Here is a 23,976-nt window from a genome sequence, read left to right on the forward strand (position 1 = left end):
TTGCAAGACTGGCCGCTTCCTACCCCGTTGGTATGCGCGGATCCTGCACCAGATAGAAGGTCCACCGCGGCGTATAGTCGGTCATCAGGAATTCGAACCTGGCGGTTTTCAGCGGGTCGACCTTGCCATTCCTGAACAGCAGCCGGTCATAGGGTTCGAAATCGCGATCGAAATCGGCGAAATTGCTCGACCAGATGTTGTCGGGGGTCTTGTTGCGCTGGTCGAACGAAAGCCCGTCGCCGAACACGCTCGGGCGGTTCAGGATCTCCTGCAGCTCGAACTGGAATTCGATCCAGGCCTGGCCGCTATTGTTGAGGACCTCGATGCGCATATACATGATGCCATTGGCGAATTCGCCGGACGGGCCGAAAGCCTGGATCGGCTTTGTCGTGCGGATGGTCAGCGTCACCGGCGTTGAGGAATTCAGCTCTTCGGTGATGACCAGCGGATCATCCCTGGTTCCGACGCCCGAAGCGCCGGTGATGTGGAAGCCGCCAAGTTCGTCGGAGAAGGAGTAGGCGCCAGCCGCCCAGACTTTCACTTCGTCCGCGAAAGCGCGACCCGGTGCCAGCACCAGAAGGCTCAAAAGGAGCGCCCGGCGGACCCGGCCGGGCGTGAAAGGAAAGCGCGTCGATGAAAAGCCGGCGGGCCCAGGAATGCGCATGGCGTGAAGTATGGCCGATAAGCAAGCCGTCGAACAATTAAAAACGTCGGCGCCGAGGGCCATGCCGGGCGAAAACGACCGCCGAGCCCTCGCAATGCGCGACTTTTTGGCCAAAAAGGCATTGTCACATATGCGCCGGTTTCCTGTCGCCGATTGATGCGCTATGCAGCGAAGGAGCCAGCTAGATACCCGAATGGGATAAGCCAGTGCGGAGGGGTTGATGAGCGATATCGAACGCGAAAGCATGGAATTCGACGTGGTTATCGTCGGCGCCGGTCCGGCCGGCCTCGCCGCCGCCATCCGCCTCAAGCAGGTCAATCCCGAGCTCTCGGTCGTCGTCCTGGAAAAGGGCGGCGAGGTCGGTGCCCATATCCTCTCCGGCGCCGTCGTTGATCCGATCGGCATCGACCGGCTCCTGCCGGGCTGGCGCGACGAGGAAGGCCACCCCTTCAAGACGCCGGTCACGGCGGACCATTTCCTGGTGCTCGGCCCTGCCGGCTCGTTCCGTCTGCCTAACTTCCTGATGCCGCCGCTGATGAACAATCACGGCAATTACATCGTCTCGCTCGGCAATGTCTGCCGCTGGCTGGCTGGTAAGGCCGAGGCGCTTGGCGTCGAGATCTATCCAGGCTTTGCCGCCGCCGGCTTGCTGTACAATGAAGGAGGCGCCGTCACCGGCGTCGTCACCGGCGACATGGGCATCGAGAAGGACGGCACGCACGGCCCGGGCTTCGCACCTGGCATGGCGCTGATGGGCAAATATGTGCTGATCGGCGAGGGCGCGCGCGGGTCCCTCGCCAAGCAATTGATCGCCAAATACAAGCTTTCCGATGGCCGCGAGCCCGGCAAATATGGCATCGGCCTCAAGGAGCTCTGGCAGGTAAAGCCGGAGAACCACAAGCCGGGCCTGGTCCAGCATTCCTTCGGCTGGCCGCTCGACATGAAGACCGGCGGCGGCTCGTTCCTCTACCATCTCGAAGACAATCAGGTGGCGGTCGGTTTCGTCCTCCACCTCAATTATAAGAACCCCTGGCTGTCGCCGTTCGACGAATTCCAACGCTTCAAGACCCATCCGGCAATCAGGGGCACCTTCGAGGGCGCCAAGCGCCTGGGTTACGGCTCGCGCGCCATCACCGAGGGCGGCTGGCAGTCGGTGCCGAAACTGTCCTTCCCCGGTGGTGCGCTGATGGGATGTGCGGCCGGCTTCGTCAACGTGCCGCGCATCAAGGGCTCCCACAACGCGGTCCTTTCGGGAATGCTGGCGGCCGAGCATGTCGCCGAGGCGATCGGCGCCGGCCGTGCCAATGACGAGCTGTCCTCCTACGAGGCGGCATGGCGGGAGACCGACATCGGCAAGGACCTGAAGAGGGTGCGCAACGTCAAGCCGCTGTGGTCGCGCTTCGGCACCATCGTCGGTGTCGGCCTCGGCGGCCTCGACATGTGGCTGAATACGCTGTTCGGCTTCTCGCCCTTCGGCACGCTGAAGCATGGCAAAGCCGACTACGCAACACTTGAGCCTGCCGCCCAACACAAGAAGATCGCCTATCCGAAGCCCGATGGCGTTTTGACCTTCGACCGGCTGTCCTCGGTGTTCCTGTCCAACACCAACCACGAGGAAAACGAGCCGGTCCACCTGCTTGTCGGTGACATGGAACTGCAGAAACGGTCCGAACACGATGTCTTTGCGGGGCCCTCGACACGCTATTGTCCGGCCGGTGTCTACGAGTGGGTCGACAAGGACGGCAACGCCGCCGCCGATCCCGCGGCAAAGGACGTGCGCTTCGTCATCAACGCGCAGAACTGCGTCCACTGCAAGACATGCGACATCAAGGACCCGAACCAGAACATCAACTGGGTGCCGCCACAAGGCGGCGAAGGCCCGGTCTACCAAGGTATGTAAGCCACGCGCTGGCCGGACATCTCGGCCGCCGCAAGCAAAATGTTGGCGAAGGCCCGGTCCACCGGGCATGTGAAATATTAGAACTGTTGAAACTGTCACGCGCTTGTGGTTCCATTGCCTGACGATAGGGAGATGGCCAATGCGCGTGGCGGTTCTGGCATGCCTTGTGGCGATCGGCGCGGTGTGCGGTTCCGCTCCGGCGGCCTCGGCCGACACCAGGGTGCTGGTCAAGACGCGGACCTATGACATCACCGGGACCACGGGCCTGGCGCTGATGAAGGCGATGGACCGCAAGGGGCCGAAGCACGGCTTCATGACGCACGCTATCGCGCAGACCGGCTACACCGTGGATTGGGACCTTGACGCCGGCCAGGACAATGGCTCCTGCCGTCTGCGGCGCGCCAACGGCACGCTCAATCTCTTTTACACGTTTCCACGTGCCGCCTCGGCCACCACGCCGGCGCTCCAGAAGCGATGGACGCGGTTCTTCGCCGGCGTCCGCGCCCACGAAGAAACCCATGGCCGCCTAGCCAAGGAAATGATGCGGGCCTCTGAAAGATCGATTTCCGGCCTCAGGATTGCCGACGACCGGTCCTGCTACAAGACGCGCCGCGAGGCGCAGCGGCGTATCAGGACCACCTATGCCGCATATGAGGCGAAGCAGATCGCTTTCGACGCCCGCGAGCATCGCGACGGTGGGCATGTCGAACATCTCATCACCGCTTTGATCAAGCCTTGATCTTTTAGCCTGGCGTCTTGCCGGTCTGGACTATCGCCGCGGTCGCGGTTTCATGCTCATCGACCGGCTTCTGTTGTGCCAGCCTGAGCGAGAATTCCACCATGACCGGCAGGTGGTCCGAGCCGGTGTCCTCCAGTCGTGTCGAGGAATGAATGGTCACGCCGCCCTTGCTGAAAACCTGGTCGATCGGCAGGCCGGCGAAGCGCCGCAGGACATCCGGCAGCTTGATGTGGATCCAGGTCGGCCCGGCGGACGGCATGACGGTCAGCCCGCCGAGCGAGGCGACGCGCCGTACGGCGGCACTCCACGATACGGCGTTGCAGTCGCCCGCCATGATGACCGTCTCGCCGAGCGCGGAGAGCTGATCGGTGAGTTCACCGATCTGCCAGTACTGCTCGCGTGGCCACGGCCAACTGAGATGGATCGCGGCGACATCGACGTCGATGCCGCCGAAGTCGACGGTCGCTGTCGCCATGGCGCCGCGCCGTTCGCAACGCGCCTCGGTGCCGGCGGCAAAGGGCCGCCGCGAGAGCAGCGCGACACCGAATATGCCGTTGGGATAAGGGCAGAGGATCCGGTATGGATACGCGCTGCTGATATAGCCTAGCTCGGTCGCCCACATCGCCGATACTTCGTCGAGGGTGATCACGTCCGGATTGGTCCGGCCGATCAGCGACAGCACCTTCTTCGGCGTCGGATTGTCGTAGCGCAGGTTCATCTGCAGCAACTTGTAGATCGCACGATCTTCGATCTTGGCTTCATAGGCAGCCTGAACCGGCCATGGACTAGGTAATGTGTTGAAGGTCGTGGCAACGGCCGCCACGGCAAAAAGCAGTGCCACGGCCGCTTGCAGGCGAAATGTCGTGGCCAGAAGCGGCAGTGCGCAAAGCGCCATCAGCACGGCAAGGTGGACGCGGAAATGCGAGAAGGAGTCGAAGGCCGGATGCACGGTACCCAAGAACCCGGCGACCAGCGCAACCGAGAACATCATCATCGCGATAAATGCCAGTGAAGCCGCCATGTGTCGACTGCGTCTCATCGGGTCAGGTCCGCGCGGGTTGCCGGAGAATACCGGCCTGCTTATCGGCAGAAATGCGGCCCAATCAAGATGATGAGATGCTCCGGCAGCGCGCAGATCGTCCTACTGGAACGCCGTCTCCGAAAAACTTCTGAGTTTACGCGAATGCAGCCGATCCATCGGCATTTCCGCAAGCTTCTCCATCGCCCTGATGCCGATGGTCAGATGCTGCGCCACCTGGCGCTTGTAGAATTCGGTCGCCATGCCGGGCAGCTTCAACTCGCCATGCAGTGGCTTGTCCGAAACGCACAGCAGCGTGCCGTAGGGAACGCGGAAGCGGAAGCCGTTGGCGGCGATGGTCGCCGATTCCATGTCGAGCGCGATGGCACGCGACTGCGACAGCCGCTGCACCGGGCCGCGTTGGTCGCGCAGCTCCCAGTTGCGGTTGTCGATGGTGGCAACGGTGCCCGTGCGCATGATGCGCTTCAAGTCGTAGCCGGACAGGCCGGTGACTTCGGCGACGGCTTCCTGCAACGCCACCTGGATCTCGGCCAGCGGCGGGATCGGCACCCAGACCGGAAGATCGTCGTCGAGGACGTGGTCCTCGCGCACATAGGCATGCGCCAGCACATAGTCGCCCAGCGCCTGGGTGTTGCGCAGACCGGCGCAGTGGCCAAGCATCACCCAGGCATGCGGCCTCAGCACGGCGATGTGGTCGGTGATCGTTTTGGCGTTGGAGGGACCGACGCCGATATTGACCATGGTGATGCCGCCATGGTTCGGCTTTTTCAGGTGATAGGCCGGCATCTGCGGCAGGCGCGGCGGCGCGATCCCGGCACCGGGCGCGCTTTGCCCAGCCAAGGTGACGACATTGCCCGGCTCGACGAATTCGGTATACCCGCCGCCGCCATTGGCCATCAGGTCGCGGGCACGGGCGACGAATTCGTCGATGTAGAACTGGTAGTTGGTAAACAGCACGAAGTTTTGGAAATGCTGCGGCGTGGTCGCCGTATAGTGCGACAGGCGGTGGAGCGAATAGTCGATGCGCTGCGCCGTGAAGGGCGCCAGTGGCCTCGGCTCGCCGAAGGCCACTTCGAAAGTGCCGTTGGCGATCTGGTCGTCGGTGCCGTCGAGATCCGGCACGTCGAACAGGTCTCGGATCGGCCGCTTGATGCGCTCCGCCGCCGCGCCGTCGACATGGGTGCCTTCGAGAAAGGCGAAATGCAGCGGGATCGGCGTGGTCGATTCCGACACGGTAACCGCAACCCCATGATTGCGCATAATCAGGCGCAGCTGTTCGACGAGGTACCTTGCGAACAGACCCGGCTGGGTGATGGTGGTGGCAAAATGCCCCGGCGTCGGCATATGGCCATAGGCCTGGCGGGAGTCGATCTGGGTGAACGAGTTGGTGGTGACGCCAATCTCCGGATAAAAGGCCCGGTAGCGCTTGCCATTATCGCCGCCCGCTGCCGCCAGTTCCGCAAAGGAGTCGCGCAGGAACTTGGTGTTGCGGTCGTAAAGCACCCGCAGTGCAGCGACGGCCTTTTCGGCGCTATCAAAGCTTTGCCGGCCAAAAGGCTCCGGCATGACGACAGATTCGATGGCTTGAGGGTAGATTCGCTTTTCCATGACTCAATATAGAGACTTGGACCGGCACTTGGGAGGGGTATCGCGACCGAAGGCGGCCAAAGCGTCGGGTTTCTTTCCGATGCATCTCGCGGGATATCGACATGCACAAGACATCTCTTATCCGCGCCGCAGGCTGACCAGGAGCACAAAGCCGACGCCGGACTTCTTCAAAGCTGGCGCTTCGATCGTCGAGCCGGCATCGGCGCGCATTATCGGCACGGCCAGAACCGGAGCGGCAATAACCGTCAGGATAAGCGCCGCCCGCGGCAGAAGCCGAAGGGTCTTGAGAGCATTGGCGGCGAAGCGGTTCATGGGGTTTCAGCTTTTCTTTTCGAGGTCTTGGGTTCTTTGTTCAGTTGCGAAGATGGGTGGGGCAGGCGAGGCGGCAGGTTCTGGAACTGGCTTCGTCCCAGGTGCGGGCCGGACGGCCCGCTTCAGCGACGAGGATGGCGAAGAACATTCCAAACAGGCTCATCAGCAGGCAGACAATGGTGAAGCGGCGAGCAAGCATTGGGTCGGGTCTCCTTCAGCACGCCGGAGAATGCCCTGATGCAACTGAACCGGCTCTGATGACGGCGTTCATCTGCGGTTCAAAATGATTGACGGGATTTTGGCGGCGCCGGCGTCGGTTTCGACAGGGTGCCGGCATTGCGCCGCGACAAAACGAAAACGGGGCCCGTCGGGCCCCGTCTTCATGTCACAAGGATGCGGTCGATCAGAGCTTGTGCCAGGTCTGGCTCTTGCAGATCAGTCCGCCGAGCACGCAGCCGCTCATCTTGAGCGAGCTGCCCGAAAGGGTCGCCTTGCCCGAATAGGTCCTGTCGTTTGCCGGATCGGTGATGTTGCCGGCATATTTGTTGTCGCCTGCCGCCTTGAGCGAGCCGATGGTCTTGCCGGCATATTTGCCGGACTTGAGCGTGATGGAAAACGAGCCGCCGCCAGCGATGGCCGCGGTGTCGCCGGCCTGCGTCTTCCAATTGCCTTCGATCGGGTCGGCCCACGCCGCGCCCGCCATGATCAATGTGGCCGCAAGGGCCAGGCTCGCTTTTCGAAACATGTCTTCCTCCCTTTGGACGTCCGGCCGCACGCTCCGCCTCGCCGGTCTGCCCCTTACGCAAACGTAAGCTAATCCAGCTCCCGACAAAACAAAAGCGGTGCCGCGACGGAAGACTTTGCGATTTTGAAGAGGCCTGAATGCGCCTCCTCGGCGAGGAAATGAAACGATCGGTGCAGTGCCTTTGGTTTCCGTGGTTAGCGGAGTCTTGATTTGTCAGTTTAAAATTTTCGTCAAATTTGACGCAAGCGGGCTGAATTGCTGGCTTTGTATCCTTAACGAATTTCCGCGTTTACCTCTTGTTTTAGCTTTGTTTTCCTCAAATTAAGCACGCCATTTAACGACAGATTCAAGCCTGCACGGCATTCTCGAAAGCATCGGAAGAGCAGCCGGCAAGCACGAAAGAGGCAGCTCTCGGGAGCCTGACAGGGGCCGGAAACAGGGGATTTGAAATGGCACGTTTTGAAATGCTTGAAGCAGGTTTCGGCGCCATGGGGGCAACTGCCCAGGCCGACATTCTTTTCGAACTGGGCATGATGTATGCGACCGGCCGCGATTGCGAGACCGATGTCGTTGCCGCCCACAAATGGTTCAACATCGCCGCGATCAAGGGCTCGGCCCGCGCCGCGGAACTGCGCTCCGAACTGTCGGCGGCAATGTCGAAAGTCGAGATTGCCAAGGCACTTCGCGAAGCCCGCGAATGGATGACCATCCACTGAGATCCGCCGATCGCAGATAGGCCTACCGAAGACAGGGAAGCTCCGGGATCAAGACCGCGCAGACGGCCAGACCCGGCACATTGGAAGGCCGCGCAAGACGGTCGATAACCCAGAGCGTGTGGAATTCGGTTTTCTCGGACTAACGGAAACCGTTTGTCCAGAGAGCATGCTCTGAAGAAAGAGAACGCGGCAGGCCGCAAGGTTCAGTCGCGCACGACACGGGGAAGGCGAGCGGGATTATTAGGCGCGGGGGCGCCTGGAGATTGCTCGACGGGCAAAAAAAGCCACGACCGGCCGGAACAAGGCTGGCGTGGCTTTTTTGCGTGGATGACGTCTTGCAGGCCCAATCGAGCGGCGCCAATGCGCCTAGACAGGCCCAAGGAAGGGTGAAATTGTCCCGCCTCTCTGGAAGAAGTGCGGCCGGGGCGGCCGCGCGTGAGTGGAGGAGTTCTACTACAATGAAAAAATTGAGTATTTTGAACGCGGCCATATTCGGCCTGATGATGAGCACGCCGGTCGCATTCGCCGACGACATCACCTTTGCGGTGGTCGGCCCGATGACGGGACAGCTCGCCACCATCGGCGATCAGTTCAAGCAGGGCGCACAGGCCGCTGCTGACGCGATCAACGCCGCGGGCGGTGTCAACGGGTCGATGATCAAGCTCGATATGGAAGACGACCAGTGCGATCCCAAGCAGGCTGTGTCGGTCGCCAACCGCATCGTCGCCGATGGCGTCAAGTTCATCGACGGCCATGCCTGCTCGGGCTCCAGCATTCCGGCCTCGGCCGTCTATGCCGAAGCCGGCGCTTTGATGATGAGCCCGGCTTCGTCAAACCCGGTGCTGACCGACGCGGCGGCCAAGGCCGGCTGGCCGACGATCATGCGCCTTTATACGCGTGACGATGCGCAGGGCGCCTTCATCGGCCCATGGATCGCCAAGAAGTTTGCCGGCAAGAACGTCGTCGTCCTGCACGACAAGAGCGCCTACGGACAGGGCGTGGCTGACGCCGTCAAGGCAACCATGAATGCCGGCGGCCTCAAGGAGGTCTATTATGACGGCATCAACGCCGGCGAGAAGGACTATTCGGCTCTCGTCACCAAGCTCAAGGACTTGAAAGCCGACGTCGTTTATTTCGGCGGTTATCATCCTGAAGCTGGACTGATCCTGCGTCAGTCGGCGGAACAGAGCGTCAAGTTCCAGCTGATCATGCCGGACTCCATTGCCTCGCCCGAATTCTGGCAGGTTGCCGGCCCGGCCGGCGAGGGCACCATGTTCGTGTTCCCGTCGGATCCCCAGGCAAAGCCGCAAGCCAAGGCAGCCGTCGAGAAGATCAAGGCCGGCGGCTTCGTGCCGGAAGGCTTCACACTGTTCTCCTACGCGGTGATCCAGGCTTTCGCTGAAGGCATCAAGCGCGCCGGCAGCGACGATCCGGCCAAGGTTGCCGAAGCGTTGAAGAACGGTACTCCGATCAGCACTGTTGTCGGCGATGTCACCTTCGACGAGAAGGGCGACCTCAAGAATGCCAGCTACGACATCAACCAGTGGCATGACGGCAAATACGCGCCGATCGCGCAGTAATCGCCGCCCTGGTGGCTGAATAGCATAGACAAATGGCCGGGCTCGTCCCGGCCATTTTCTTGTATGCCCTGTCGTTTGTCTTCCGAGCAATCATCTCGCCGCCGCGGTCGAGGCGTTTTGGTCCTCGACGAACCTCACCAGCACCGTCCCGTCGGTGACCTGCGCGCCCTCCGTGGCGATCTCGGCGATCACGCCGTCATGCGGCGCGGCGATGGTGTGCTCCATCTTCATCGCCTCGAGGATCAGCAGCGGCTGGCCCCTGGTTACCGCGTCGCCTTTTGCCACACGCACCAGCTTGACCAACCCCGGCATCGGCGCACGCAGGCTGCCGGAGCCGGCCGCTACTTCGTCCGCCCGCGCCAGCGGGTCGGGCACAGCGAAGGTATAGCCGACGGCGTCTTCGAACACGGTGATGTGGCCTGGCCAGCGGGCGAGGCGTGGTGCAGCACGAAAATCATGCGAATTTGTGCTGTCATAGGGTGCATCCAGCGCCACCTGGAACCGTCCATCCGGCCGCACCGAAACCCTTGCCGCGATATCGTCTTCGCCGAACTTCAGCCGTGTGCGCCGCGCCACGCTGTGGAAATGCGCATAGCCGGGAAGGGATGACCAGGGATCGTCGGATGGCGGCGATGCTCCGGCAGCCGAGGCTGCGACAGCGGCGGCGGCAATGGTTTCGCCGGTCGGCGGCGGGATGATCGTCAATGTCTCCTGGTGCCGGCCGATCAGGCTGGTGTCGACGTCGCCTGCGGCAAAGTCCGGATCGGCGGCCAGAGCGGCAAGAAAGGCGGTGTTGACGGTGGAACCGGCGATCTCGGTTCGCGACAGCACCGCACCAAGCGCTTCGAGTGCCGCCTGCCTGTCCTTCGCATGGACGACCAGCTTGGCGATCATCGGGTCGTAATAGGGCGAGATGGCGTCACCCGCCCGCACGCCGGTCTCGACGCGCATCGTGGCGCCTTCGGGGGCTGCATCCGGAAATTTCAGATGATGCAAGGTGCCCGTTGCTGGCAGGAATCCCTTTGCCGCATCCTCGGCATAGATGCGCGCTTCGAAGGCATGACCGGCGAGCGCGATCTCGCTTTGCGTCTTCGGTAGCTCTTCGCCGCTGACGACCCGCAACTGCCACTCGACCAGATCGATGCCGGTGACCATTTCGGTGACCGGGTGCTCGACCTGCAGGCGGGTGTTCATTTCCATGAACCAGAAGCGGTCGGCCTTCAGGCCCTGCGAGGCATCGACGATGAATTCGATGGTGCCGGCGCCGGAATAATTGATCGCCTTGGCGGCCTTTACCGCCGCGTCCGTCATTGCTTTGCGCAAAGCCGGTGTCATGTCGGGGGCGGGCGCCTCCTCGATCACCTTCTGGTGGCGGCGCTGCGCCGAGCAGTCGCGCTCGTAGAGATGCACGACATTGCCGAGGCTATCGCCGAACACCTGCACTTCGATGTGGCGCGGCTTGTCGACATATTTCTCGACCAGCACGCGGTCGTCGCCGAAGGCGGCTTTCGCCTCACGCCGCGCGCTGGACAGCGCTTCGGAAAACTCGTCGGGATGCTCGACGCGGCGCATGCCCTTGCCGCCGCCGCCGGCACGCGCCTTGATCAGTACGGGATAGCCGATCTCGCGTGCTTTGGACGCAAGCAGCACGATCTCCTGCGCCTCGCCATGGTAGCCCGGCACGACCGGCACGCCGGCCTTTTCCATGAGCCGCTTGGCGGCGTCCTTCAGCCCCATGGCACGGATCGAGCCCGCCGCCGGCCCGATGAAGATGAGCCCCGCCGCTACCACCTGGTCGACGAAATTGGGGTTTTCGGACAGGAAGCCATAGCCGGGATGAATGGCTTCAGCACCCGTCGCCAGGGCCGCGGCGATGATCTTGTCGCCACGCAGATAGCTTTCGCCGACGGGTGAGGGGCCGATATGCACGGCCTCGTCGGCCATCTCGACATGCAGGGCCCTGGCGTCGGCGTCCGAATAGACGGCGACGGTGTGCACGCCAAGCCTGCGGGCCGTACGGATGACACGGCAAGCGATCTCGCCCCGATTGGCGATCAGGATCTTGGCGAACATGGAGCCTCCACAACCGAGAATCTGGCGACGGCAGGACAGAGGGGAGCGCTGTCCCGCCAGCCTATCCGTGCTCGCGTTCGCCGATGGTCAGACAGGGTATCAGCAGCGACTCGGCGACCTTTCCCCGGCGCCGCCAGTTCCGTAACCGAAATTCGCACTTCGCCACGCAAATGGATCACCTTGCCCATGTAGTCTACCCTCCGCCGAGGGCGGCAACGACCTGCCGGTATAATTCCGCCATCGGCTCATCGAAGCAGCAGAAGATGACGGTTCCCAGCACTATGTTTTGGTTCATGAAGTCAGCCACCGTGCTGACGGCGATACGGGTCGCCTCGTCTTTCGGGTAGCGGTAGACACCGGTCGAGATCGCCGGGAACGCCACTGTGCGGCAGTCATTGGCGGCGGCGAGTTCGAGCGACCTGATATAGCAGGAGGCCAGCAACTCGGCTTCGCCCTTGCCGCCGCCCTGCCAGACTGGGCCGACTGTGTGGATGATGTGTCGAGCCGGCAGTTTGTAACCCTTGGTGATCTTCGCGTCGCCGACCTTGCATCCGTTCAGCATCCGGCATTCGAACTCAAGCTCGCGGCCTGCGGCGCGGTGGATGGCGCCATCGACCCCGCCGCCGCCGAGCAATGAGGTATTGGCGGCATTGACGATGGCGTCGACCGCTAGCTTGGTGATGTCGCCGGTATGAACCTGAATTCGCGGGCGTTCGTTCATCTCACATCCTGAACACGCCGAAGCGCGTCTCCTCGATCTCGGCGTTGAGCGAGGCTGACAGGCTGAGTGCCAGCACGTCGCGCGTCTTCGCCGGGTCGATGATGCCGTCGTCCCAGAGGCGAGCGGACGAGTAGAGCGGATGGCCCTCATGCTCGTATTTCATCAGGATCGGCTTCTTGAATTTCGCCTCTTCCTCGGCGCTCCATTCTCCGCCCTTGCGCTCGATGCCCTCGCGCTTGACCATGGCCAGCACCGTCGCCGCCTGTTCACCGCCCATCACCGAGATGCGGGCGTTCGGCCACATCCACAGGAAGCGCGGTGAGTAGGCGCGGCCGCACATGCCATAATTGCCGGCGCCGAACGAGCCGCCGATGATCATGGTCACCTTCGGTACCCTGGCGGTGGCGACAGCCATCACCAGCTTGGCGCCATCCTTGGCGATGCCGCCGGCTTCGTATTTCCTGCCGACCATGAAGCCGGTGATGTTCTGCAGGAAGACCAGCGGGATCTTGCGCTGGCAGCACAGCTCGATGAAATGCGCGCCCTTCAGCGCGCTTTCGGAAAACAGCACGCCATTGTTGGCGATGATGCCGACCGGCATGCCATGGAGATGGGCAAAGCCGGTGATCAGCGTGATGCCGTAGTTCTGCTTGAACTCATCGAACTCGGAGCCGTCGACGATGCGTGCGATCACCTCGCGCACGTCATAGGGCTGGCGCAGGTCGGTCGGCACGATGCCGTAGAGTTCATCCGCCGGATGAAGCGGCGGAATCGACTTCTGTAAGTTCAGGCTTACAGTCTTGTTCCGATTCAGGTTTTTGACGATGCGCCGGCAGATGGCGAGCGCATGGTCGTCGTCCAGCGCGTAGTGATCGGCGACACCGGAAAGCCTGGTGTGCACATCGGCGCCGCCGAGATCCTCCGCACTGACGTCCTCGCCGGTGGCCGCCTTCACCAGCGGCGGGCCGCCGAGGAAGATGGTCGCCTGGTTGCGCACCATGATCGTTTCGTCCGACATCGCCGGCACATAGGCGCCGCCCGCCGTGCAGGAACCCATGACGCAGGCGATCTGCGGAATGCCGGCGGCCGACATGTTGGCCTGGTTGTAGAAGATGCGGCCGAAATGCTCGCGATCGGGAAACACCTCATCCTGGTTGGGCAGATTGGCGCCGCCGCTGTCGACCAGATAGATGCAAGGCAGATTGTTCTGCAGCGCGATCTCCTGCGCGCGCAGATGCTTCTTCACCGTCAGCGGATAATAGGTCCCGCCCTTCACCGTGGCGTCGTTGACGACGACCATCACCTCGGTGCCTTCGACGCGGCCGATGCCGGCGATCATGCCGGCCGACGAAATCTCCTCGCCATACATCGACCATGCCGCGAACTGACCGATCTCGAGGAAGGGCGAGCCGGTATCGAGCAGCTGGGCGAGGCGCTCGCGCGGCAACAGCTTGCCGCGCGAAACATGGCGCTCACGCGCTTCGTCCGAGCCACCGCGCTCCACGGTCGCGGCTTTTTCCGCGATGTCGGCGACCAAGGCTCGCATGCGCTCGGCATTGGCGCGGAAGGTCTCGGAGGAGGAGGAGATCTGGGTTTGGAGTACCGCCATGCTATACTCCCTCCGCCATGATCTCGCGCCCGATCAGCCAGCGGCGGATCTCGCTGGTGCCGGCGCCGATTTCGTAGAGCTTGGCGTCGCGCAACAGGCGGCCGGTCGGATAGTCGTTGATATAGCCATTGCCGCCGAGCAGCTGGATGGCGTCCAGCGCCATCAGCGTCGCCTTCTCGGCGGCAAACAGCACGCAGCCGGCGGCATCCTTGCGCGTCGTCTGGCCGCGATCGCAAGCGGCGGCGACGGCATAGACATAGGCCCGCGCGGCATTCATCATCGTGTACATGTCGGCCAGCTTGCCCTGCACCAGCTGGAACTCGCCGATCGCCTGGCCGAACTGCTTGCGCTCATGCACATAGGGGATGGCCACGTCGAGGCATGCCGCCATCAGGCCGATCGGGCCGCCGGCCAGCACGGCGCGCTCATAGTCGAGGCCCGACATCAGCACTTCAATGCCGCGCCCTTCCTCATGCAGCACGTTGTCGAAGGGCACTTCGACATCCTCGAATACCAGTTCACCGGTGTTGGAGCCGCGCATGCCGAGCTTGTCGAGCTTTTGCGCCACGGAAAACCCGGCCATCGCCTTCTCGACGATGAAAGCGGTGATGCCGCGCGAGTTTCGCTCCGGATCGGTCTTGGCATAGACGACCAGCGTCTCGGCGTCCGGCCCGTTGGTGATCCACATCTTGGTGCCGTTCAGCACGTAGCGGTCGTTACGCTTTTCAGCGCGCAGCTTGAGCGAGACGACATCCGAGCCGGCGCCGGATTCCGACATCGCCAGCGCGCCGACGCGTTCGCCCGAACACAGCGGCGGCAGGAATTTTTCCTTCTGCGCGGTCGTCGCCCAGCGATTGATCTGGTTGACGCAGAGATTGGAATGGGCGCCGTAGGAGAGGCCGACCGATGCCGAGGCGCGCGAGATCTCCTCGACGGCGATGACATGCGCGAGATAGCCCATGCCGCTGCCGCCGAAATCCGGATCGGCGGTGATGCCGAGCAGGCCAAGTGCGCCGAGTTCGCTCCACAGATGCGCCGGGAATTCGTTCGAGCGGTCTATATCGGCGGCGATCGGCGCGATCTTGTCCTGCGCGAAGCGTCGCACCAGATCGCGCAACGCCTCGATATCCTCGTCATGCCCGAAGCCGAGCGTGTTCGTGTACATGGTTCCTCCTGCCGCATGACCCCGAAAATCGACTTCGATTGTCGGGGTCATGCGCGAAATCAAAATGCTACAGCGTCCTTTGCGCGTCCGAAGGCACGCGCGGCGCTGTAGGCGTCGATCTTCGCGCCGACGAGCCGCATTGTCATCGAAAGATATGTCGCCGTCACTTCAGTGATCGACAGCCGCTCGCCCGGTCGAAACCAGACGATGACGCCGGTCATCATCTGGATCAGCGCCATCGCCGTCAGCCCGGTGTCGTCGATGCTGAAGGCGCCCGTCTCGGCGCCGTCGCGCAGGATGGCTCGCAGTTCCTTTTCGTAGGCCGTACGCATCCGCAGGATCTGCGTCAGCCTTTCTGGCGACAGGCTGCGCAATTCCATGTTCGACACATGCGTGGCGTGCCGGCGCTCGATATGAAAGGCGATGTGATTCTCGACATAGGCTGACAGCCGTTGCACGGGATCCCCACTGATAGGGCGGGCTGCTTCCCACGTATCGGTCAAACCTTCCATGTGCTCGCGCATCAGGGTGAACAGAAGCTCTTCCTTGGTCGGGAAATAGCGGTAGAGCGCGGCCGCCTGGACGCCGACTTCGGCGGCGAGCTGGCGCATCGACATCGCCTCGTAGCCAAAACGGGCGATCAGGTTGACCGCCGCCTCGCGGATGGCTGCCTCGGTCTTTTCACCATCTGATCCGGTCGTACGCGCCATGTCTGCCCCTTCGCGGGACAATAATAAAACGAACGTTCAATTAATTCAAGAGCGCTAAACCAAATCCACCATCATGCAACAATCCTGAACTCGACAGATGTGTTTCCGGGTGCCAACTCCTCGACGTCGACCCTGGAGACGGAAGCCCCGGACGGCCCTTTCCACAGTCGTTCGATCATTGTCGAAACCGCCTCATCGAGGCCTGACATCTGGGTCGTTACAGACCCGTCCGCTTCATTGCGAACCCAACCCGCAAGACCGAGGCTTGTGGCCTCGTCCCGGGCCCAGATTCTGAATCCGACGCCTTGCACATTGCCGTAGACGCGCGCCCGCACTTCCCGAGGATCAGTCATGACTGTCTCCAAGCCTGTCTCCTTGGAATCTGGCGCATGGCCCGGGGAAAGCAACCTGGGAATTATGCGCACAAAGCAATAACTGGGCTCTCTGGCTTTCGAAATTTAATTGACTCAGTCCATTAATTTTGGAAAATGGGGCTGGCTATTGGGAGTTGGACGCAAATGTTGGACGAACGAAAAGCACTGGTGGCCGATATCAGGCACTTCAATCGCTTCTATACGCGCACCGTTGGTCTTCTCGACGAGACGCTGACACAAAGCGCATTCACCTTGACCGAGGCGCGCGTGCTTTTCGAACTTGGCCACCTTAATCGTCCGGCGGCTTCTGAAGCCGTTGGGGAGCGGGGTTTTCTTGCCAAGGTTTTTCATCTGGAGATAGGCCCCACTGCTTCCGATATCGCCAGGCAACTGCGTGTCGATGCCGCCTATCTGACGCGAATTCTGCGCAAGTTCGCCGGCGAAGGGCTGACCGAGACCCGGACCGATCCGGCCGACAAGCGCCGGCGGATTCTGTCGCTCACGGCAAGAGGCGAGGCAGCCCTTTCAGGGCTCCAGGCCGCGGCGGATCGCGATACGGCGCGGCTTATCGAGAATTTGCCTGACCACAGATTGCAGGAACTGGGCAGCGCCTTGCGCAAGGTGGGGGAATTGCTGGGTGATCCCGCCTGTGAGAACGGCGAGGTGACGCTGCGGCCGCACCGCGTCGGCGACGTCGGCTGGGTCGTGCAGCGGCAGGCCCAGCTCTATGCCGAGGAATATGGCTGGACCATCGAGTTCGAGGCCATGCTCGCCGAGATCGGCGCCGATTTCATCCGCAATTTCGAGCCCGGCCGCGATTTCTGCTGGATCGCCGAACGTGGTGGACAGCCGGTCGGCGCGGTGTTCCTTGTTCATCAGGATGACGAGGTGGCCAAGCTGAGGCTGCTGCATGTCGAGGCGACGGCGCGCGGCCTTGGCATAGGCAAACGCCTGGTCGCGGAATGCGTCAACCAGGCTCGGGCTTGTGGCTATAGCAGGCTGGTGCTGTGGACCAACGACGTTCTCGTCGCGGCGCGCGCGATCTACGAGCGCGCCGGCTTCAGGCTGGTTTCCGAGCAGCATCACCACAGTTTCGGCAAGGAATTGACCGGCCAGACCTGGGAACTGGATTTGTAAGCGCGCGCCTTGTGATCTGGTTTGCCTGCTGGCGGATCCTAGTTTCCGCGCGCTGCCGCCAAAGCACCGGGAAGTTCCTCGGCAAAAATATCGAGCTCGTGATCGAGGCCGACGCTGACGCGGATGCAGCGGTCGAGCACCGGCACCATCGGCTTGCGGATGAAGACGTCGCGCGACAGCAGGCCCTGCAGCACTTTCAGCGCGAAGGCGCCGTCGCCACCACAATCGATGGTGACGAAGTTGGTCGCCGACGCCAGCGGCATCAGCCCGTTCTGCTCGGCAATGCCGGCGATGCGCCGGCGGCCGGCAGCCACCCGCGCCACCACGCTCCTGAGATAGTCCTGATCGGCAAGCGCCTCGACGCCGGCGATCTGCGCCATGCGGCTGACGCCATAATGATTGCGGATCTTCTCGAAGTCGCGAATCACCTGGGCCTCGGCGATCGCATAGCCGCAGCGTATGCCGGCGAGCCCATAAGCCTTCGAAAAGGTGCGCATGCGGATGACGTTTGGCCTGGAGATATCGATCGGCGGCAGCGCCGAGGCCGGGCCCAGTTCGCCATAGGCCTCGTCGAGCACCAGCATGGTGGTTTCCGGCAATGCCTCGATGAAGCGGACGAGTTCGTTCTCCTCCCACCAGCTGCCCATCGGATTGTCCGGGTTGGACAGATAGACCAGCGGCGCCTTGTCCTTGCGCACCGCCGCCAGCAGGCCGTCCAGGCTTTCCCTGTCGTTCTCATAGGGGACCGTAACCAGCCGCCCGCCAACACCGGCAATGTGGAAGTTGAAGGTCGGATAGGCGCCGAGCGACGTGACCACGGCATCGCCTGGCGCCACATACATGCGGGCCACCAGGCTGAGCAGGCCGTCTATGCCTTCGCCGACCACAACGTTCTCGGCCTTCACGCGGTGATGCGCGGCGACCGCCACCTTCAAATCATGATTGTCGGGATCGCAATACATCCACATGTCGCCGGCGATCTCGGCCATGCGGGCGATGACTCGCGGCGAAGGCCCAAAGCTGCTCTCATTGGCGCCGATGCGGGCGCGAAAAGCGCGGCCGCGCTCGCGCTCCTGCGCTTCGGGTCCGACAAAGGGCACCGTCGACGGAAGCGCGTCGACAAGCGGCGTTAGGGGAGGGCGTTGGCGCATGGCGGGAGCTCGCTTGAAAAGGGGGCTTCTTGCTAGCGCGCCGGGTGGGTGGGCGCAAGTTGCCGCGAGGCCTGTCTTCGATGCAAAAAACCCGGCGGTTGCCCGCCGGGTTTTCAATTTCGCCGAAGCGAAATTTATTAGAACGAGCGCTGGAAGCGGAGGAGGCCGCCGACACTGCTCTTCTTGTCAGCATTAGTCCAGTTGGAGAAGTCGGCGTCGTCGAACTTGCCTGCATTGAGGTAGTCGACTTCGGCCGTGATCGTCATGCCGGGAACGATGTCGTAGGCGATGTTCGCCGCGACGCCGAGGTTCTTCCAGTCGTCATACGAAATCTGGGCGTTGAACGAGGTCTTCTCGTTGAACTTGTAGGTGCCACCGCCCCACACTGCCCAGTTGCCGCCCCACTGCTTGTAGAAGCCGCGACCGCCAGCCGGAATGGCATAGGTGCCGTCGTCAAGGTTGTCGTCGGTGCCGTAACCGCCCATGACCCACAGCTGTATGGCGTCATTGACGTTCACGTCCAAGCGGACCTTGCCGGCGACTTCTTCGTAGTTGCTGTCATAGGCAATGACGCCGGTGATGGCGCCCCAGCCCTGCGTGTACTTCACGCCGCCGACGACATGCGGAACGTAGCTGTCGATGGTGCCAACGACACCCGAGCCTTCTTCGAGAGAGAGAACGGCCGAGAAGCCGTTGCCAGCGTCGAAATAGTACTGGATGACGTTGGTGTCGAAATCGCCGTAGGGAACCAGCGTATCCTGGATGACGTTGCCGGCGTAGCCGATGAACGTATCGAAGGCCGATTCGTCCTTACCGACGCGCAGGCCACCGAGCTGGATCCAGGCGAAGTTCAGCGAGGTGCCCTTGTTGCCGGCAGTATTGCCAATGGGAAAGCCGTCGGCGTCGAAGGCGCCGTAGCCGTTGCGGTTGCCGAAGTTCCAGCGGGTCTCGGTGTAGGTCTTCAAGGTGCCGAGCTCGGTTTCCTGGCCGGTCCAGGTCTTCAGCGTGAAGCGGGCATTCTTGTACCAGGTGTCGTTTTCGGAACCGTCTTCGTGATCGAAGCTGCGAGCGCCGTCGAACGAGCCGACGTCGCCGCCGCCAATGTCGTAGCGGACATAGCCGCCGATGCGCAGGCAGGTCTCGGTGCCGGGGATGTAGAAGTAGCCAGCGCCGTAGACGTCGCAGATCTTGACGTATTCAGCGGGTTCCGGCTCGGCGACGACGACGGCGTCGGCGGCGCGCGCACCGGAAACTGCGATCAGGGCCGCAGCGGAGCCGAGGAGAAGGCTCTTAATGTTCATTTTCTGACCTCCAGTCAAAAGTTAAAAAACGGGTCTGGGTATTCTTTGCTGAAGGACAGCGTTCCCTGCCCCATCCCCACTACCGAAAAAGATGCGCACCGCGCCGCTTCCTCGAAACCGACATTACCCATGAGGCGGCGGCGTTCAACCACGATCGTACCGGCGAAAGGGCTATTCGGCTGCTATGCCCGGCCTGTGTTGCAGAAACGTCACGATTTGGCCTCACTTAGAAAGCTCTCGTTAACTATCCGGACCGCCGCAACCCCTTGTTTACCGCCGAATCCGGCGATCGGCCGACGGAATCGTGACAAGACCACGAGTCATCCGCCAGGGAATTGCCGCGGAACCGCCGCATCCGAGGAAAAGCCGATGTTCGGCGCGCTCGGACTTTTCCATATAGTGACGCGGGTTTGTTGATTGTGCCGATGCTTTTCTCTATCCAGCGGCGCAACGGAGAGGTGGCCGAGTGGTCGAAGGCGCTCCCCTGCTAAGGGAGTAGAGGTCAAAAGCTTCTCGTGGGTTCGAATCCCATCCTCTCCGCCACTTCTGCCTGCTTGAAGAAGGGCTTCCGAAAATTACTTCATTAAAACAGGCTGATAGCTGGATATCCCACTGTCATCGCCGCGCGATTCGGCGCCAAAATGCTCCCGAAACACCGCTGTTTTGTTCGATTCTGACTGGAGGTCAGAAAATGAACATTAAGAGCCTTCTCCTCGGCTCCGCTGCGGCCCTGATCGCAGTTTCCGGTGCGCGCGCCGCCGACGCCGTCGTCGTCGCCGAGCCGGAACCCGCTGAATACGTCAAGATCTGCGACGTCTACGGCGCTGGCTACTTCTACATCCCCGGCACCGAGACCTGCCTGCGCATCGGCGGCTATATCCGCTACACCATCGGCGTGGGTGATCGCGAAGGCGTGCAGAACGTTCCGGACCACATGGGTGATGGCGACAACGACACCTACTACAAGCAGGCCCGCTTCAACCTGAGGACCTGGACCGGCCAGGAAACCGAACTCGGCACCTTGAAGACCTACTCCGAGACCCGCTTCAATTTCGCCAACAGCAGCGGCGACTACGCTGATCAGGATGGCGTCTACCCGGTCGGCTACAACCCGGATGGCTGGCAGGCTGGCAACAAAGGCGTCTCGCTGAACTTCGCCTGGATCCAGCTTGGTGGCCTGCGCGTCGGTAAGGACGAATCGGCCTTCGACACGTTCATCGGCTATGCCGGCAACGTCATCGACGATACGCTGGTTCCTTACGGCTCGTTCGACACCAACGTCATCCAGTACTATTTCGACGCTGGCAACGGCTTCTCGGCCGTGGTCTCGCTCGAAGAGGGCGCTGGCGCCGACACGATCGACAGCTACGTTCCGCATGTCGTCGGCGGCGTGAAGTACACGCAGGGCTGGGGTGCGATCACGGGCGTTATCGCCTATGACAGCAACTACGAAGAAGTCGCGGGCAAGGTCCGCTTGGACGTCAATGCCTCCGACGCCCTGTCGCTGTTCATCATCGGCGGCTACGGCTCGGACAGCAATGCCGACTACAACTTCTTCAAGCTGTGGGATGGCAACTGGGCGATCTGGGGTGGCGGCACCTACAAGATCAACGAGAAGACCTCGTTCAACGTCCAGGCGCAGTATGACGAAGGCAAGACCTTTGGTCTGGCTGCCAACGTTGCCTACGACATCGTCCCCGGCCTCACGGTCACGGCCGAAGTTGACTACTTCAACAAGGCTGACAGCGACTGGCACGACAGCAGCGACGGCGTCGGCGGCATCCTCCGCTTCCAGCGCTCGTTCTAAGGGCTGGTTCCTTACAAGTGAAATCCAGCCCGGGCGCTTCTACGCCCGGGCTGTTTTTGTTTCGTGACTGGGCTTGGTCAGACAGAAGGAAAAGGGGGATTCGGTAGCTGAATAAAATCCGAGGAATGATTTCGTGGGATCCGCCGCCCGGCGGATGAAATCAGCCGCACGATTTTAAACTCTTGAAAGGACGCCTCCAAACGGATAGGGCTGAATCTATCCACTCGGGGGTGTGGCAAATAATGACAAACGAAGCGATTCAAGAGGGTGGGCCCTCTGATCATTTTACGATGTTTTCTTCTCAAAATTCGACGATACGATACAGTTACAATAAGATCAGAGAAGTAAAATCGTATAGGGTCGGAGAGCTGTTTTCAGCATATCGGGATATACTTTGGGATGATGGGCGGCATAAATATAATGTCAGCTCATTCATCGGCGAGATAGATGAGCTTCTCCTTGGGGAGCGGTTCAGCGCCTTTGACCAGAGTACCCTGGACAATCTCATCGGCACCTTGCGCCAGCGCGGCAACAGCAACGCAACCATCAATCGAAAGATGGCTGCTCTCAGCAAACTGCTGCGCAAGGCTCACAAGATGGGGGATATCCACAGCCTGCCCGAGTTCCGCCGCCAGAAAGAGCGGGCGGGACGGATTCGCTTCCTCGAGAGGGACGAAGAGGCACGGTTGTTCGCCGCTATCAAGAGCCGCAGCGAGGACGCCTACAGGCTTTCGGTCTTCCTGGTCGATAGCGGATGCCGTCTCGGTGAGGCGCTTGGGCTGATCTGGAATGACATCCAGGAGCATCGCGTCAGTTTCTGGATCACCAAATCCGGCCGCAGCCGCACCATTCCGATGACCGAGCGGGTCAAGGAGGTCATCAAGCTGCCGCCCGCCGAAGGCCGCCGGCCCAAGGGACCGTTCACCAAGCTCAGCCAGGCACAGTTCCGTGCCATCTGGAACGACGCGAAGGCCGAAGTCGGCCTCGGCGCCGACGACCAGGTGGTGCCGCACATCCTGCGCCACACCTGCGCCTCGCGTCTTGTCCAAGGCGGCATCGATATCAGACGCGTGCAGATGTGGCTCGGCCACCAGACACTGTCGATGACCATGCGCTACGCGCATCTGGCCACCAACGATCTCGATGGCTGCGTCATCGTGCTGGAAACGCCTCGATCGTGCCAGCCGGCTGGCAACTGCGCGCAAGGCTCCATGTTTTCATCGCCCGTGACGACGCCTTCGTCGCCGAAGGCAGAGCGGAAACAAGTGAACGAGGCCACCGCGGCAAAGGAATCGCAGAAAGCGCCCAGGAAAAGTTCAAAAGCCAAGTAGGCTGGCGAGCCCGACCTATACTATGTGGCAATCCCAGGACCTCGTTTGGTCTTGGGATCTACTTCAGGCTGTTCCGCCGCTCGGCGCGTTCAAGAAAACCTGCGATGTCGTTGGGCAGGCTACCAGTCTCAAGGAATGGCGCGTGGCCCTGGCCCACGACCGTGAACGCTTCCATCATGGAATGGCGCTCTCTCATCTGTTGCAGGGTGTCTATGGACAGCAGTCTCGAATTGGCGCCGCGAATGGCGAGCAAGGGAATGGCTGCCAACGCCTCGAATTGCGGCCATAGAACAGGCGGCGGCTGCGCCAGGTCGAGACTGGCAACGGTGTCGACCAGCTTCGGGTCGAAATCCGGCACCAGGCCACCGTCCGTTTCACGGTAGAGAGCCCAGACCATCCGATCCCAATCCGGCCCCGCAAGGGCGGAGAAGTCCTTGCCATGCACGCCGCGCTGGGCGGCAGCCGCCTCTGCGCGGGTTTTCGGTGTCGGGTCGCGCTCGAGATAAGACTGGATATGGGCAAGCCCAGCCACCTCGATCACCGGTCCGATGTCGTTGAAAACAATGGCTTTCAGGACAGCCGGCCGCATCATCCCGAGCACATGGATGATCAGCCCGCCGCGCGACGTCCCGATGAAGGCTGCGTCTTCGATGTTCAGCGCCGCCAGCCCGGCAAGGACGTCGCCGGCCTCGACACCGACATTATAGTGGCTGATATCAGGGTCGTAGGCGGATTGCCCGCGCCCGCGATAGTCGAAGGCAATGACCTTTCGCGGATTTGCCGCATGCGTCGACAGATAGAGCGCCAGCTCATGAAAATCCCGGGCATTGCGGGTCAGGCCCGGCAGGCAGACGACCGGCCAGTGGCCGGGACTTGCTTCGCCGTAGACGCGCGCATGGAGGCTAAGCCCATCGGGTGCGGCGTAGAAGAAATCGGAAAAGCCTTCGTGGTTTGGCATGCGGACTCCTCCGTCGTGTAGATGGTCTGCGACTGCTACAGGCGGGGGCACGGACGGTCAAATTGAAGGACGTGGCGCGGGAAATTTTGAAATTTGGCGGGACAGTACCCCCCTCTGCCCTGCCGGGCATCTCCCCCGCAAGGAGGGAGATTGGCAGCGTCGGCGCTCAGCCCATCCTGTTGCGTTGGAGATTGGCGAAGGCCGACGTGACATTCGATCTCCCCCCTTGCGCAGGGCTGTCCGGGGAAATTTATTCATATATGAAGGCCATCTGATTGAGGGAGGATCGGTCTCTTGGTCGGCTCGGATTGACCGGCGGCGGCTTGTCGATGGCGT

General features: G+C 61.9%; 23 protein-coding genes and 1 tRNA gene. 9 read left to right on the forward strand and 15 right to left on the reverse strand.

Going from position 1 to position 23,976, the window contains the following annotated elements:
• Window positions 1-19 precede the first annotated feature (19 nt).
• Window positions 20-664, reverse strand: coding sequence for a hypothetical protein (locus NKH19_RS06835; protein WP_352871969.1), 645 nt, complete (start codon window positions 662-664; stop codon window positions 20-22).
• A gap of 10 nt (window positions 665-674) precedes the next feature.
• Here NKH19_RS06835 and NKH19_RS06840 point away from each other — a divergent pair, with 10 nt between their 5' ends.
• The 3 genes from NKH19_RS06840 (at window position 675) to NKH19_RS06850 (ending at window position 3,303) form a co-directional block, all read left to right on the forward strand.
• A complete protein-coding gene (locus tag NKH19_RS06840) occupies window positions 675-821 on the forward strand; it encodes a hypothetical protein (protein ID WP_352871968.1) in 147 nt (48 codons plus the stop codon).
• Between the two features lie 63 nt (window positions 822-884).
• The gene (locus NKH19_RS06845) at window positions 885-2,564 is read left to right on the forward strand and encodes an electron transfer flavoprotein-ubiquinone oxidoreductase (RefSeq protein WP_352871967.1); all 1,680 of its coding nucleotides are present in this window, start codon (window positions 885-887) and stop codon (window positions 2,562-2,564) included.
• A gap of 139 nt (window positions 2,565-2,703) precedes the next feature.
• On the forward strand, window positions 2,704-3,303 hold the full coding sequence (locus tag NKH19_RS06850) for a DUF922 domain-containing Zn-dependent protease (protein WP_352871966.1): 600 nt from the start codon (window positions 2,704-2,706) through the stop codon (window positions 3,301-3,303).
• 4 nt (window positions 3,304-3,307) lie between these two features.
• Here NKH19_RS06850 and NKH19_RS06855 read toward each other — a convergent pair whose 3' ends face one another.
• The 5 genes from NKH19_RS06855 to NKH19_RS06875 all read right to left on the reverse strand — a co-directional run bounded on the left by NKH19_RS06855 (window position 3,308) and on the right by NKH19_RS06875 (window position 7,007).
• A complete protein-coding gene (locus NKH19_RS06855) occupies window positions 3,308-4,342 on the reverse strand; it encodes an endonuclease/exonuclease/phosphatase family protein (protein ID WP_352871964.1) in 1,035 nt (344 codons plus the stop codon).
• A gap of 102 nt (window positions 4,343-4,444) precedes the next feature.
• Complete coding sequence (locus tag NKH19_RS06860; RefSeq protein WP_352871963.1) at window positions 4,445-5,908, reverse strand: AMP nucleosidase; 1,464 nt, start codon at window positions 5,906-5,908, stop codon at window positions 4,445-4,447.
• A 159-nt stretch (window positions 5,909-6,067) separates the two neighbouring features.
• Window positions 6,068-6,262, reverse strand: coding sequence for a hypothetical protein (locus tag NKH19_RS06865; RefSeq protein ID WP_352871962.1), 195 nt, complete (start codon window positions 6,260-6,262; stop codon window positions 6,068-6,070).
• A gap of 40 nt (window positions 6,263-6,302) precedes the next feature.
• Window positions 6,303-6,461 (reverse strand): hypothetical protein, encoded by a 159-nt coding sequence (locus tag NKH19_RS06870; RefSeq protein ID WP_352871960.1) that lies wholly within the window; start codon window positions 6,459-6,461, stop codon window positions 6,303-6,305.
• 204 nt (window positions 6,462-6,665) lie between these two features.
• Window positions 6,666-7,007: a DUF2147 domain-containing protein gene (locus tag NKH19_RS06875; protein ID WP_352871959.1), complete on the reverse strand. Its 342-nt coding sequence runs from the start codon at window positions 7,005-7,007 to the stop codon at window positions 6,666-6,668.
• Between the two features lie 449 nt (window positions 7,008-7,456).
• On the opposite strand from NKH19_RS06875, the gene NKH19_RS06880 reads away from it, so the two are divergent.
• Together NKH19_RS06880 and NKH19_RS06885 are read left to right on the forward strand one after the other, a co-directional pair.
• Window positions 7,457-7,723 carry an SEL1-like repeat protein gene (locus tag NKH19_RS06880; protein WP_123167916.1) on the forward strand — a complete coding sequence of 89 codons (267 nt, stop codon included), beginning with the start codon at window positions 7,457-7,459 and terminating at the stop codon, window positions 7,721-7,723.
• 458 nt (window positions 7,724-8,181) lie between these two features.
• Window positions 8,182-9,303: an ABC transporter substrate-binding protein gene (locus NKH19_RS06885; RefSeq protein WP_352871957.1), complete on the forward strand. Its 1,122-nt coding sequence runs from the start codon at window positions 8,182-8,184 to the stop codon at window positions 9,301-9,303.
• Between the two features lie 90 nt (window positions 9,304-9,393).
• On the opposite strand, the gene NKH19_RS06890 is transcribed toward NKH19_RS06885, so the two are convergent.
• The 6 genes from NKH19_RS06890 to NKH19_RS06915 all read right to left on the reverse strand — a co-directional run bounded on the left by NKH19_RS06890 (window position 9,394) and on the right by NKH19_RS06915 (window position 15,934).
• Window positions 9,394-11,376, reverse strand: coding sequence for an acetyl/propionyl/methylcrotonyl-CoA carboxylase subunit alpha (locus tag NKH19_RS06890; protein ID WP_352871956.1), 1,983 nt, complete (start codon window positions 11,374-11,376; stop codon window positions 9,394-9,396).
• Between the two features lie 193 nt (window positions 11,377-11,569).
• Window positions 11,570-12,097, reverse strand: coding sequence for an O-acetyl-ADP-ribose deacetylase (locus tag NKH19_RS06895; RefSeq protein ID WP_352871955.1), 528 nt, complete (start codon window positions 12,095-12,097; stop codon window positions 11,570-11,572).
• A 1-nt stretch (window position 12,098) separates the two neighbouring features.
• The gene (locus NKH19_RS06900) at window positions 12,099-13,706 is read right to left on the reverse strand and encodes a carboxyl transferase domain-containing protein (protein ID WP_352871954.1); all 1,608 of its coding nucleotides are present in this window, start codon (window positions 13,704-13,706) and stop codon (window positions 12,099-12,101) included.
• A gap of 1 nt (window position 13,707) precedes the next feature.
• Window positions 13,708-14,871 carry an isovaleryl-CoA dehydrogenase gene (locus NKH19_RS06905; RefSeq protein ID WP_352871953.1) on the reverse strand — a complete coding sequence of 388 codons (1,164 nt, stop codon included), beginning with the start codon at window positions 14,869-14,871 and terminating at the stop codon, window positions 13,708-13,710.
• Between the two features lie 59 nt (window positions 14,872-14,930).
• A complete protein-coding gene (locus NKH19_RS06910) occupies window positions 14,931-15,581 on the reverse strand; it encodes a TetR/AcrR family transcriptional regulator (protein ID WP_352871951.1) in 651 nt (216 codons plus the stop codon).
• Between the two features lie 71 nt (window positions 15,582-15,652).
• Complete coding sequence (locus NKH19_RS06915) at window positions 15,653-15,934, reverse strand: acylphosphatase (RefSeq protein WP_352871949.1); 282 nt, start codon at window positions 15,932-15,934, stop codon at window positions 15,653-15,655.
• A gap of 165 nt (window positions 15,935-16,099) precedes the next feature.
• On the opposite strand from NKH19_RS06915, the gene NKH19_RS06920 reads away from it, so the two are divergent.
• Window positions 16,100-17,092: a bifunctional helix-turn-helix transcriptional regulator/GNAT family N-acetyltransferase gene (locus NKH19_RS06920; protein ID WP_352871948.1), complete on the forward strand. Its 993-nt coding sequence runs from the start codon at window positions 16,100-16,102 to the stop codon at window positions 17,090-17,092.
• A 38-nt stretch (window positions 17,093-17,130) separates the two neighbouring features.
• Here the strand turns inward: NKH19_RS06920 and NKH19_RS06925 are convergent, their stop codons facing one another.
• Window positions 17,131-18,243, reverse strand: coding sequence for a pyridoxal phosphate-dependent aminotransferase (locus NKH19_RS06925; protein ID WP_352871946.1), 1,113 nt, complete (start codon window positions 18,241-18,243; stop codon window positions 17,131-17,133).
• A 137-nt stretch (window positions 18,244-18,380) separates the two neighbouring features.
• On the reverse strand, window positions 18,381-19,544 hold the full coding sequence (locus NKH19_RS06930) for a porin (RefSeq protein ID WP_352871945.1): 1,164 nt from the start codon (window positions 19,542-19,544) through the stop codon (window positions 18,381-18,383).
• A 452-nt stretch (window positions 19,545-19,996) separates the two neighbouring features.
• On the opposite strand from NKH19_RS06930, the gene NKH19_RS06935 reads away from it, so the two are divergent.
• From NKH19_RS06935 to NKH19_RS06945, 3 genes are all read left to right on the forward strand, one after another.
• Window positions 19,997-20,087, forward strand: a tRNA-Ser gene (locus tag NKH19_RS06935).
• A gap of 148 nt (window positions 20,088-20,235) precedes the next feature.
• Window positions 20,236-21,351, forward strand: a complete 1,116-nt coding sequence (locus tag NKH19_RS06940) for a porin (RefSeq protein WP_352871943.1) — start codon at window positions 20,236-20,238, stop codon at window positions 21,349-21,351.
• A 242-nt stretch (window positions 21,352-21,593) separates the two neighbouring features.
• Window positions 21,594-22,682 carry a tyrosine-type recombinase/integrase gene (locus NKH19_RS06945; protein WP_352871941.1) on the forward strand — a complete coding sequence of 363 codons (1,089 nt, stop codon included), beginning with the start codon at window positions 21,594-21,596 and terminating at the stop codon, window positions 22,680-22,682.
• 58 nt (window positions 22,683-22,740) lie between these two features.
• On the opposite strand, the gene NKH19_RS06950 is transcribed toward NKH19_RS06945, so the two are convergent.
• On the reverse strand, window positions 22,741-23,640 hold the full coding sequence (locus tag NKH19_RS06950; protein WP_352871939.1) for an alpha/beta fold hydrolase: 900 nt from the start codon (window positions 23,638-23,640) through the stop codon (window positions 22,741-22,743).
• Between the last annotated feature and the right edge of the window lie 336 nt (window positions 23,641-23,976).

Origin of the sequence: Mesorhizobium sp. M1338, assembly GCF_040318045.1 — a bacterium.
Lineage (GTDB): Bacteria > Pseudomonadota > Alphaproteobacteria > Rhizobiales > Rhizobiaceae > Mesorhizobium.